This is a genomic window from uncultured Arthrobacter sp., from assembly GCF_964021775.1.
GTDB lineage: Bacteria > Actinomycetota > Actinomycetes > Actinomycetales > Micrococcaceae > Arthrobacter.
Genome location: NZ_CAXHZI010000023.1, coordinates 46,741 through 58,201, shown reverse-complemented (window position 1 = coordinate 58,201; position 11,461 = coordinate 46,741). Strand labels below are relative to the sequence as shown.

The 11,461-nt window shown below is 65.5% G+C and carries 12 protein-coding genes; 8 read left to right on the top strand and 4 right to left on the bottom strand.

Going from position 1 to position 11,461, the window contains the following annotated elements; all coding sequences use genetic code 11:
- Positions 1-1,600: 1,600 nt before the first annotated feature.
- On the top strand, positions 1,601-1,720 hold the full coding sequence (locus tag ABIN76_RS15400) for a hypothetical protein (RefSeq protein ID WP_346960548.1): 120 nt from the start codon (positions 1,601-1,603) through the stop codon (positions 1,718-1,720).
- 520 nt (positions 1,721-2,240) lie between these two features.
- Positions 2,241-2,450, top strand: coding sequence for a hypothetical protein (locus tag ABIN76_RS15395; protein WP_346960547.1), 210 nt, complete (start codon positions 2,241-2,243; stop codon positions 2,448-2,450).
- Positions 2,451-2,523: 73 nt separating this feature from the next.
- Here ABIN76_RS15395 and ABIN76_RS15390 read toward each other — a convergent pair whose 3' ends face one another.
- From ABIN76_RS15390 to ABIN76_RS15380, 3 genes are all read right to left on the bottom strand, one after another.
- Positions 2,524-2,703 (bottom strand): hypothetical protein, encoded by a 180-nt coding sequence (locus tag ABIN76_RS15390; RefSeq protein WP_346960546.1) that lies wholly within the window; start codon positions 2,701-2,703, stop codon positions 2,524-2,526.
- Between the two features lie 206 nt (positions 2,704-2,909).
- Complete coding sequence (locus ABIN76_RS15385; RefSeq protein ID WP_346960545.1) at positions 2,910-3,269, bottom strand: hypothetical protein; 360 nt, start codon at positions 3,267-3,269, stop codon at positions 2,910-2,912.
- A gap of 436 nt (positions 3,270-3,705) precedes the next feature.
- Entirely contained in the window at positions 3,706-3,909 is a 204-nt protein-coding gene (locus ABIN76_RS15380; RefSeq protein ID WP_346960544.1) for a hypothetical protein, read from the bottom strand.
- Between the two features lie 116 nt (positions 3,910-4,025).
- Here ABIN76_RS15380 and ABIN76_RS15375 point away from each other — a divergent pair, with 116 nt between their 5' ends.
- From ABIN76_RS15375 to ABIN76_RS15355, 5 genes are all read left to right on the top strand, one after another.
- A complete protein-coding gene (locus ABIN76_RS15375) occupies positions 4,026-4,844 on the top strand; it encodes a pyruvate, water dikinase regulatory protein (protein WP_346960543.1) in 819 nt (272 codons plus the stop codon).
- Between the two features lie 145 nt (positions 4,845-4,989).
- Positions 4,990-7,413 (top strand): phosphoenolpyruvate synthase, encoded by a 2,424-nt coding sequence (ppsA, locus tag ABIN76_RS15370; protein WP_346960542.1) that lies wholly within the window; start codon positions 4,990-4,992, stop codon positions 7,411-7,413.
- 93 nt (positions 7,414-7,506) lie between these two features.
- Positions 7,507-8,991 (top strand): amidase, encoded by a 1,485-nt coding sequence (locus ABIN76_RS15365; RefSeq protein WP_346960541.1) that lies wholly within the window; start codon positions 7,507-7,509, stop codon positions 8,989-8,991.
- 130 nt (positions 8,992-9,121) lie between these two features.
- On the top strand, positions 9,122-9,745 hold the full coding sequence (locus ABIN76_RS15360; protein WP_346960540.1) for a hypothetical protein: 624 nt from the start codon (positions 9,122-9,124) through the stop codon (positions 9,743-9,745).
- 199 nt (positions 9,746-9,944) lie between these two features.
- Positions 9,945-10,643, top strand: a complete 699-nt coding sequence (locus ABIN76_RS15355; protein ID WP_346960551.1) for a YcnI family protein — start codon at positions 9,945-9,947, stop codon at positions 10,641-10,643.
- Positions 10,644-10,747: 104 nt separating this feature from the next.
- On the opposite strand, the gene ABIN76_RS15350 is transcribed toward ABIN76_RS15355, so the two are convergent.
- On the bottom strand, positions 10,748-11,020 hold the full coding sequence (locus ABIN76_RS15350; RefSeq protein WP_346960539.1) for a hypothetical protein: 273 nt from the start codon (positions 11,018-11,020) through the stop codon (positions 10,748-10,750).
- A 22-nt stretch (positions 11,021-11,042) separates the two neighbouring features.
- Here ABIN76_RS15350 and ABIN76_RS15345 point away from each other — a divergent pair, with 22 nt between their 5' ends.
- The gene (locus ABIN76_RS15345) at positions 11,043-11,426 is read left to right on the top strand and encodes a DUF4232 domain-containing protein (protein WP_346960538.1); all 384 of its coding nucleotides are present in this window, start codon (positions 11,043-11,045) and stop codon (positions 11,424-11,426) included.
- Positions 11,427-11,461: the final 35 nt, after the last annotated feature.

Genomic DNA, 11,461 nt, shown 5'->3' with positions numbered 1-11,461 from the left:
CAAAGCCGCCTAGAAACACTCAACCCCGAGAGTCAACGAAATCCGGGGCAGTCCCGTTTGCTGCCCGAATGAATCTGTTGTGAAGAATCTCCAGAGATCACCAAGCATGCCAACCACGCCGTTCCACCAAATAGTCACGCACTGACATTAGCGGATGCGATTTAGCCATTAGTCAGTCGCGTTCAAACGAGTGGTATCCACTTCGCACAGAAGAATTGATGCAGACTCGTCAGCATGACCGAGAATTTTGGTCATCCATGGCCGGGATCAGGCGGCAGATGCCGGCAACCCGGTCGGGACAAGCATCGTGGTCGCGGGCCGATCCATGAGTCGCCACCGATTCCCCTCCATGGCGACGAACAGCAGCCCTTCTCCTTGGGCCCGCCACACTTGCGGATAAGGAGGCCTTATATGGGGGACGTTGCGAATTTTGAAATCCGCCCCGGTCAAGGTCTATGCCGGTTTAGATGGAAGCCCCGCACGCGCACTCTTCACATTCCCGAAACGAAGCTTGGGTGGCCGACGAGCGCCCGACGACATAGCCCCACGCTATCGGGCGCCACAGACGACCGGCCGTCCCGGCAGTCGTCGCCGGCCCTACAGCAAGGTCGGAAGCTTCCTCTCGGCCAGTCTTTTCACAGCCTCGGGCGTCGGCCGGCCCCGCGCCCCCGCGCCTCGTCCAGGGCGACCCTCAACTGCGCGGCCAGAATATTACGGCGCACATGGAGAGCCATTTCCCTCCGTGACGCCGGATCCGTCCTGAGCTTCCCATCCGGCGTTCTCAAAGTATCGGAGGGTGACGGCAACAGCGGGGGCGTTCGCTGTGCCAGCCGCACCACCGCGTCTGGCGTCTGGCGTCCCCGGGCCTCATCGAGAGCGACCCGGAGTCGGGCTGCACGGATTCCCCTCCGCATACGCAGAATGGTTTCTTCCCTCGACTCTCGGGCTTCCTCATCCGCAGCAGACATTGGATCGCCCCTCTCAGTCCGTTGCATTCATCATCTCCGAGAGGTCCATAACCGCCAAGGCTTTGCGTCACCGAGGCGTAAGACGCATGAGCTCTGGGAAGGTCGACGGGACGGCAGCCAGCCATCGCTGGCACAGGACGGCGTAGGGGCTACAAACCAGATTCTCGGCACAGGGTTTCGCAGGGTAAAGACCTCAGTTATACCGACTTCTAGGAAGTTCTAGCGGGTTATACGGATTTTCTTAGAACCCGCTAGAACTCGGTATAACTTGCCAGAATTCACGTCCGAACGGTGCGTGAGGAGAAGCGTCTGGCGTACACAACGGCCGTCCACAATGCCCCAGGCCATCGCACGGGGAGTCATTCGACCACACGTTCCAACTGTCGCCCCGGTGAGAAATCAGAGGCATGAGCAATTCCGGTTCCGAGTAGACGGCCATCTCTGTGGTTCACGTGCCCTCGAGACGACCCGCAGTCCCCTGTTCAGTCGATAAACTTGAGGGACCAGCAGAACCAGAGGGGGAGGGCGCCCTGGATAATACCAGCAACCGCAGCGCGCCGAAAGGGACGGCCGCCGAACAAGCTGACCGCGTCCTGACCCCTGAGCAGAAACGCGAACTCACCATCGACACTATGGCCAGCTGGGCCCTGGAGGGTATGGAACCTGACCGTCAGACCGTCGAGAACATCAATGCGTACTTGCGCGGCGAGGTCACGATGGAGGAATACCTGCGGAAGTTGAAGGGGGCGTGACCCCGGAGGAGGCTGACGTGGGCATTTGGACGTCACTGTCGGACTGGGTAGACGCATAACAATCCAGTCGGCGCCCACTTGACGCCCGGCAGCATCGGAACGTTTCTCCAACAAGACCTTTTGAGCCCGCTTTGTGACCGGATGACGCCCGTCGTGGACGAGCAGTTGCTGCTGCGCCTTACGCGGAATGGGCGTCGATGTACCCGCTCGGGACGGCCCGAATCAAATTGTCTTTCTCATGGCGCGCGGTCAGTAGCCATGGCTGACGCAGCTCACGAGTACGGAAAATCAAGCTGTGCCCCGCTGGTAGGTGGAGGCGGGGCGCCGGCGGTCGGTCTGAACGGATGGTTCACAGACCATCCTTTTATACAGCTTTACATTTTTTATATTCTTTATATTTTATAGATATGCCCATGCAGCTGCCTTGGCGACTCCCGACAGTCATCACCCTTCGGCCCCTGTCAGGCGATTTTCGTACATCCATCCATCGGGGACCCCTCCAAGCCAACGCCGTGGCAAGATGACACCCATCGTGGACAAGCGGTTGCGGCGCGCGCCTGACGCGGAATGGGTGTTGATGTACCGGCTCGGGCTGAGTCGGAAACGCATCGCCGAGCTGGTGCGCGGCGATGCCGCCACCGTCGGTTACCACCTCGTCACCGCCCGCCGCCAGGACCCGGGGCTGGAGGAGGCACATCTGGCCGCCGCCGGTACCCAACGAATGGACTAAGGCTGCGGGCCGGTTCCCTCGCGACCGAGAAGAAGCCGACCCTGACGAGGGCCAGCCGACTTGATGGTGTGCCCTATTCGCCCTTGGCCCGGGACGGTGCCTTCTTGGACTTCGGAGACGAGGTGCTAGTACCACGGGAATTCCGCGAGTTCACGGGAGGGGTGGCGGTGGCTGCGTCGATCTTGGCTGCCTCCTGGTGAACTTGGCACTGGCAGTCCGCCCGCTCCGGGTCGGCGAGGTGCTTATTTGCCACGCCGTATCCTACGGCAATGGCGAACAAGCCGAGTTCGCGGAGTATAGCTTTGATGTTGATGTTGGGCATTACGAGAACTCCTTGTAAACGCTAGTCGGCCTGCTGGCCAGAGGGCTGGTGTAGCGGTCCTGCGGGTCAAGCCAGGACAGCTGCTGGGTCAGGGGCGTCCCGTATCCACCGGATCTGGCCGGATTTCTATGATCATGTCACGGGGCGATCTGGATGCGCGCAGCTTCCTGCATCAGCGGGTCGGAGATCATGACCGTCACCGGTCCGGGTGCCACGTCGAAGGCGATGAAGCCGCGGGACTTGTCGCCGGGCAGGATCTTGCCGGACCCGAGCTGGTCGTCCACGAACAGGTTCTGGTCGGCCTTGCGGCCATTGGCATCCTTGGCCGAGAAATAGAACGGATTCGAGCTGGTCTCCCCCGACATCGTCTCCCAGAGTATGTCTAGGAGCAGGTACGAGCCGTTCTTCGCCGGCGACGAGAACTGCGTGTTCACAGATGTCTTGCGGACGGCCGAGAGGATAGTGATCCTGGCGACGTCGCCGTTACCGAGATCCATGGTGAAGGGCTTGCCCAGCAGCAAACAAACTCTTCGTCCGCAGAGGCGTCGACGCTCTTCGCCCGATTGACTCTTCGTTCAGCCGAGCAGATATAAGCGCTGCTCGCACACGCGCCGGCCAGCCATGACCCCTGCCCCAGCAAAATCAAATTGGCAAAGAATTGGCAAGGGAATCGCTGTGAAGTGTTGTTTTAGACTGTCGGAGAGCGTGACCAAACGTCGCCCGTTTAGCTGAAATACCAGAGCTTTTCAGGATTTTCAGCGAAACTGCAGGGATGATGAAATGGGTTCAAATCCCACCGTCACCGCCACGTAACAAGGCCCCTGCTTCCCTTTGTTTTCAAGGGAAGCAGGGGCTTTTGCTTTGCCCACATTTAAGGGTGCCCACATTTTGCCCATACTGGCGGGCGCCCAGCCCCTGCAACAGCCGCCGCTCCTAGCTGGCCGGCGATACCACGTCCTCCAGCACCGACCGGTCGAAGAAGCGGATCTCGCCGGTTTCCGCGAAGAACACGGGAACCACCGAAGTACTCGGGTCCTTTGAGGTCTCGTAGATTTCGGGCGCGCCCCCGTGCCTGCGCGCAATGGTGCCAACCAGGTCCGTACCGCGGACCTTCACAGTCCGATATTTGTAGCTCATGCGGCCTCCTTTGGGGATGTGGGTCACAGCCTACTCCCCGCAGTCCAGCCGGCGACCGGCGGCGGGTGCATGCGTCATGGAAGACCGCGCGGCCCCCGCTGGTGCACAATGCGTTTATGACCAATGACGCTCCCCGCCCGGTCTACTTCCTTTCGGACAGCACGGGCATCACCGCGGAAACGCTCGGCAACACCCTGCTCACGCAGTTCCCCGCGAACGAATATGACCGCATCACGGTCCCCTTCATCACCACCGTCGACCAGGCACGCGCCGTCGTCCGGGTCATCGACAACCTCGCGGCCACCGGCCAGCAGCCCATCGTCTTCTCCACCGCCGTCGGCAGCGACATCCGCCAGGCGCTGGGCACCTGCAAGGGGATCCTGGTCGATCTGATCGGGAGCCACGTCGGGCAGCTGGAGCAGGCCCTGGGAACCCAGGCCAGCGGGGAACCGGGCCGGGCCCACGGACTGGGCAACGCCGCCCGCTACCAGTCCCGGATGGCCGCCGTCGAATACGCCATGGAGCACGACGACGGGCAGAGCCTGCGCGCGCTCGAAAAGGCGCAGGTCATCCTGGTGGCCCCGTCCCGCTGCGGCAAAACACCCACCACCATGTACCTGGCGCTGCAGCACGGCATTTTCGCTGCGAACTTCCCGCTGGTGGACGAAGACTTTGAACGCGAGGGGCTCCCCAAGCCGCTGCGGCCGTTCGTGTCCAAGTGTTTCGGCCTCACCACCAACCCCCTGCGCCTGAGCCAGGTCCGGACCGAACGCCGCCGCGGCTCGCCCTACGCCTCCCTGCGGCAGTGCGGCTTCGAATTGCGCAGCGCCGAACGGCTGTACGTGTCCCACGGGATCCCCTACCTCAATTCGGCCAGCGTCTCCGTGGAGGAAATGGCCGCCACCATCCTCCAGAAGATGAACCTCAAGCACTGAGGCCAGGCTTCACAAGTGTTGCGTGGGCCACATCGTGTGGAATCACAGGCGCCGACCTGTCACTGTGGACAGGACTTGCGCCCATCAAACGGCGGCCGCCCCACACCGGCGGCATTACGGCATCACCTGCAAAGGAGCAGCAACCATGACGACGGACATCCTGTGGTTCTCAGAACTCGGGCTCAAGGACCTGGACCGGGTGGGCGGCAAAAACGCCTCCCTCGGCGAGATGGTGCAGAACCTCACCTCTGCCGGCGTCCAGGTTCCTGACGGCTTCGCCACCACCGCGGACGCCTACCGCCGCTTCCTGGCCGACTCCGGCCTGGACCAGAGGATTGCCGACCGGCTGGTCGGGCTGGATACCGACGACGTGACGGCCCTGGCCGCAGCGGGCCAGGAAATCCGCGCCTTGATGCGCGAGACACCCTTCCTGCCGGACTTCGAAGCGCAGATCCGCGACTCCTACCAGAAGCTGGTGGACAAGCACGGCGGCTCCGAGGACCTGTCCTGGGCCGTCCGCTCCAGCGCGACGGCGGAGGATCTGCCCGATGCCTCCTTCGCCGGGCAGCAGGAAACCTTCCTGAACGTCCGCGGCATCGAGAACATCCTGGCCGCCATCAAGGACGTCTTCGCGTCCCTCTACAACGACCGGGCCATCGCCTACCGCGTGCACCACAAATTCGAGCACGCCGAGGTGGCCCTCTCCGCGGGCGTCCAGCGCATGGTCCGTTCCGACGTCGGCGCTTCCGGCGTCATGTTCACTATGGACACCGAATCCGGGTTTAAGGACGCCGTCTTCGTCACCTCCTCCTACGGCCTCGGCGAAGCCGTGGTCCAGGGCGCCGTCAACCCGGACGAGTTCTACGTCTACAAACCCGCCCTCGCGGCAGGCCGCCCGGCCATCCTCAAACGCGGACTGGGCGAAAAAGCGCTCCAGATGACATACACGGACAACCGCGAAATCGGCCACACCATCGATTTCGTCCCGGTGGAGGCGTCCCTGCGGAACCGCTTCAGCCTCACCGACGACGACGTCGAGCAGCTCGCCCGGCACGCCGTCGCCATCGAAAACCACTACGGACGCCCGATGGACATCGAATGGGGCAAGGACGGGGTCGACGGCGGCCTGTACATCCTGCAGGCACGCCCGGAAACCGTGCAGTCCCGCCGGACGTCCGGCAGCCTGAGCCGTTTCCGCCTGAACGCATCCGGCCGGGTCCTGGTGGAGGGCCGCGCCATCGGCCAGCGGATCGGCGCCGGCAGCGTCCGCATCCTCACCGCGATCGACCAGATGGCCGCCTTCAAAACCGGCGACGTCCTGGTCGCGGACATGACGGACCCGGACTGGGAACCGATCATGAAGCGCGCCTCCGCGATCGTGACCAACCGCGGCGGACGCACCTGCCACGCAGCCATCATCGCCCGGGAACTGGGGATTCCCGCCGTCGTCGGCACCGGTGACGCCACCGACGCGCTCTCCGACGGACTCGACGTGACCGTCTCCTGCGCCGACGGCGAGACCGGCCTGATCTACGAAGGTCTGCTGGACTTCAGCGTCGAGGAAACCGAAATCACCCAGCTGCCCGAGGCGCCGGTCAAGGTCATGATGAACGTCGGCACCCCCGAGCAGGCCTTCACCTTCGCGCAGCTCCCCAACCACGGCGTGGGCCTGGCCCGGCTGGAATTCATCATCAACCGGCAGATCGGCATCCACCCCAAGGCGCTGCTGAACATGGACGATCAGCCCGCGGAGGTGCTCGCCGAGATCCGGGAGCACATCGCCGCCTACGACAGCCCGCGCGACTACTACATCAAGCGCCTGGCCGAAGGGGTGGCCACCATCGCCGCGGCCTTCGCACCGGAGCCGGTGATTGTGCGGATGTCCGACTTCAAGTCCAACGAGTACGCCAACCTGCTCGGCGGACCGGCCTACGAGCCGCACGAAGAGAACCCGATGATCGGCTTCCGCGGCGCCTCCCGGTACCTGGAACCGTCCTTCCGGGACTGCTTCGACCTGGAATGCGAGGCCCTGTCCTTTGTCCGCAACGAGATGGGCCTGACCAACGTCAAGCTGATGATCCCGTTCGTGCGCACCCTGGACGAGGCCAGCGGCGTCATCGACCTGCTCGCCGAAAACGGCCTGCGCCGTGGCGAAAACGGCCTCGAGGTCATCATGATGTGCGAAATTCCGTCCAACGCGCTGCTCGCGGACGAGTTCCTGGACTACTTCGACGGCTTCTCCATCGGCTCCAATGACATGACGCAGCTGACCCTGGGCCTGGACCGGGATTCGGCCATCGTCGCGGGCAGCTTCGACGAACGCAACCCTGCCGTCAAGAAGCTCCTGAGCATGGCCATCAAGGCGTGCAAGGCGCGCGGCAAGTACGTGGGCATCTGCGGCCAGGGACCCAGCGACCACCCGGACTTCGCCCAGTGGCTGGTCGAGGAGGGCATCGACTCCGTCTCGCTGAACCCGGACACCGTGGTGGACACCTGGATCCGGCTCGCCGGGGCGGCAGAAGCGTCGGCAACCGCCGGTGTCAGCGCCGCAGCCTCCGCCAGCAACTAGGCCACGCGCCGCTCCCACCTCGGTGGGAGCGGCCCGTCCGGTGCGCAACGGGGCCTCTTCCCTCGCGGACAGGGATTAAGGCACAGTGAACCCATGGCCATTGAACGATCCATCGAAGAACTGACCATTGCCCAGGCGCACAAGGCCTTCCTTAGCGGGGAGTTCACCGCCGAGGACCTCGTCAGCGCCTATCTGGACCGCATCCAACACCTTGACCAGTCCGGGCCGGTACTCAATTCGTTGATCTCCGTCTCGCAGAGCGCGTTGGAAGAGGCACGCCGGCTCGACCGGGAGCTCGCCGAAACGGGCCGGCTCACTGGACCGCTTCACGGCGTCCCGGTCGTCGTCAAGGATCAGATTGAGACCGCCGGCCTGCCCACGACATTCGGCAGCATCGCCTCCGGCGACTATCAGCCCACGCAGGATGCGACGGCAATTGCCAGGCTCCGGGATGCCGGCGCCATCATCCTCGGTAAGACCACGCTGCCCGACTTCGCAACGTCCTGGTTTTCGACGTCCTCGCGCAGCGGGGTGACCAAGAACCCGTACGACCTTGCACGTGACCCTGGCGGATCCTCCAGTGGAACCGCGGCTGCCGTCGCGGCGAACCTCTCCCTGGTCGGAGTCGGAGAAGACACCGGCGGCTCGATCCGCCTGCCCGCGTCTTTTTGTGGCCTCGTCGGGCTCCGCGTCACTCCCGGGCTGATCAGCCGCGCCGGCATGTCCTCCCTGGTGAAGCCCCAGGACACCTCCGGGCCGATGACCCGGACTGTGGAGGACGCCGTCCGGCTCCTTGATGTCATGGTCGGCTACGACGCAGCCGACGACTACACCGCGGCCGCCGTCATTGCCGGCCAAAAGGAGCCCTACGCCAGCGCACTCCAGGAGGCGACCCTGACCGGCAAGCGGATCGGGGTCCTCCGCCAGGCGTTCGGCGATGGCTCCGACCCGGACGGCGTCAAGGTCAACAAGACCATTGAGCAAGCGCTGGCGGCACTGCGCGGTGCAGGCGCCGAGCTGATCGACATCACGATCGACAACCTCGACGATCAGGTGGGCTTCACGTCGCTTTACACCACACGGTCGCAGGCGGATATGAATGAATTTGTCGGCGCCCGCCCCGATGCCGGAATCCCCTCCATGCGGTTCCTCATCGAGACAAAGCAGTACCACGAGAAGCTCGACCTGCTCGAGGCGATCGTGGCCGGACCGGAACAGCCCACCGATGATCCCCACTATGTGGAACGCCTCCTGGCGCAAACCGCGTTCCAGCGGCAGGTGATCGGCATCATGGCGCAGAACCGGCTCGACGCCGTCGCCTTCCCGGACGCCAAACTTCCAGCACCCACGCGCGAGGACATTTTCGCTGACCGCTGGACCTGCCTGACCTACCCGACCAACACGGTCATCGCGTCCCAGCTCCTCTTCCCGGCGATCACCATCCCTGCCGGGCAAACAGCTGATGGTTTGCCCGTAGGCCTTGAGTTGATGGCGGTGCCCTACGGCGAACGGGCCCTCCTGGCGCTCGCCGCCGCTGCCGAAGCAACCTTGCAGGGACGGAAGGCTCCTGCCCTCTAGGACAACGTGCCGGGGCTACCTCCCCTTTTCGCAGCCCGGTAGAACTCGCCGCTAGAATCGACGGACAACCCGCGGCGTGCAAGGTGCCTGCGGGAGCAACCATGGCCGCCGCTGGTGAAGGGAGTGTTCCGTGCGCACCGCCGCCAGGGCACCCTTCCACGCCGTGCGTTCGGCCATGGTCGCCACGACCGTCGTGACCCTCGCCGCGGCAGCGCACGTCGTCGCCGGAGGCCTGCTCCCCGCCCCCGCCGTGCTGTCCGCGCTCCTGGCGCTCACCGGCCTAGTCACCACCACGGCCACCCGGCTGAAACTGAATTTTGCCGCCATGTCCGCCCTGCTGGGCGCCGGCCAGGTAGTCCTGCACGAGGCGTTCTCCGCGCTCAGCCCGCCGGCTGCCGCGGCCGTGACCGGCGGAGGAGCCGGGCGGGCGCACCACGGCGGGGCGGCCTTCCTTCCGCTCCCGGCGGACCACCTCCCGCTCCACCAGGTGGATTCCGCCCTGGCCTGGTCGATGCTCGCCGGCCATGCCCTGGCAACGCTCGCGTGCGCCCTGCTGCTGTCCAAGGGCGAGGACGCGCTGTGGTCGCTGGCGGCCTGGCTCCGCCCGCTCATCCAGCGCCCGGCTCCGTTCCTGCCGCGGCCCGCCGCAGCGCGCGTGCTGCCGACGCGGCCCCTCGGTGCCGTTCCGCTGCCGTGGCGCAACCTCCGGCGCGATTGCCGCCGCGGGCCGCCCGCCGTCGTCGTTGCTTCCTGACATTCCTTACGGCCGCGGCCGGACCTGCCCGGAAATGCTTCCGCCACGGGCAGCACCGCCGTGCCACCCCGCTTCTGCGCGCCGCCCAACAAGCCGCGCGCACGCCTGAAAGGCACCTGTTTTGACCACTACACAGCACCCATCCGCCCTCCGCCGCACCCTCTCCGGGAGCGCCGTTGCCGGAGCAACCGCAGCCTTGATGCTCGCCGGCATCAGCGGCGCCTCGGCCCACGTTGATGCCACCCCGGACAGCACGGCCGCCAACTCCTACGCCCTGCTGAGCTTCGCCATCCCGCACGGCTGCGAGCATTCCGGCACCACGAAGATGACCATCACGCTGCCGCCCGAGCTTAACGATGCGCAGCCCACCGTGAACCCCAACTGGACGGCGGCCAAGGTGACCGAGAAGCTTGCTGGACCCAAGAAGCTGGCCGACGGCTCATCGATCACCAAGCGCACCAGTCAGATCGTCTACACCGCAAAGGCGCCGCTGAGCCCGGAACTCCGGGACGTCCTGGTGCTCTCGGTGAAACTGCCGGACACGGCAGGGAAAACCCTGTACTTCCCGACCCTGCAAAACTGCGAACAGGGGCAGACCGACTGGTCCGAGATCCCGAAGGACGGCCAGGACGAGGAGTCGCTCCAGAGCCCCGCGCCGTCGGTCACCGTCACGGACGCCGCTGCGGCGACCGACGGGCACGGCGCGCACGCGGCCGGGACCACGGACTCCACGGCAATGGATGCGGCGGCTGCCGTGACCGACGACGGCGGCCAGGCCAGGAGCTGGGCGGGCCTTGTGGCCGGCGTCGGCGGCCTGGTCCTGGGCGGACTCGCGCTGCTCCGAAGCCGGAAGCCCGCCGCTGTCCGGGTGCCGGCGGCCCGCGCACCCAAGGAGTAAACCACCGCCGGGCAGCGCCAGCGGATTGATGCCCGGAAATCACAATCCGGGCATCAATCCGCGCCCTTCGTCGTGGCGTCGTTGACTCAGGCAACTGTGGAACATCACAGTGGTGCCATGAGGCCTCTGCAGATGAAGAACAGACTGGTAATCACTTCCGTGACGGCTGCCGCCGCGGCTGCGCTGCTGCTCAGCGGCTGCGGACCCACCCAGAGCCAACCCCAGGGCTCCACCGGCGCCGCGTCGCCGTCGTCGTCCGCCTCGACCCCGGCCAGCGAGTCCAGCCCGGCGACCCCGGCTGCGACGGCGTCCGCCTCCCCGAGCGCATCGTCCGCACCTGCCTCCACCACCGCCGCGGCGGGACCGGCCCTGTGCAAGGCCGCAAACCTCACAGCTTCTTTGGATTCCAGGGGCGGCGGCGCGGCCGGCAGCGTCTACATGCAGCTGATCTTCAAAAACGCCGGCGCAGAGCCGTGCCTGCTCAAGGGCTTTGCCGGGGTGTCCCTCACCGCCGGCGCCAGCGGCGGACCCATCGGTGCCGCGGCGAAGCGCGACGATTCCACGCCGGTGGCCAACGTGCTGCTCGCCCCGGGACAATCCGGAAAAGCCACGCTGCGCTACACCCAGGCCGGTAACTACCCCGACTGCACCCGCACCCCGGCCGCGGGCTTCCGCGTCTACCCGCCGGAAGACACCGCGTCCCTGTTCATCGCAGCCCCCAAGGACGCGTGCCGCGAGTCCGCCATCAATCTCCTGACCATCGGGGCGTTCACGGCGGCCTAGCCTTCGCCTCCGGGCACCGCCCGCGTGCCGGGCAG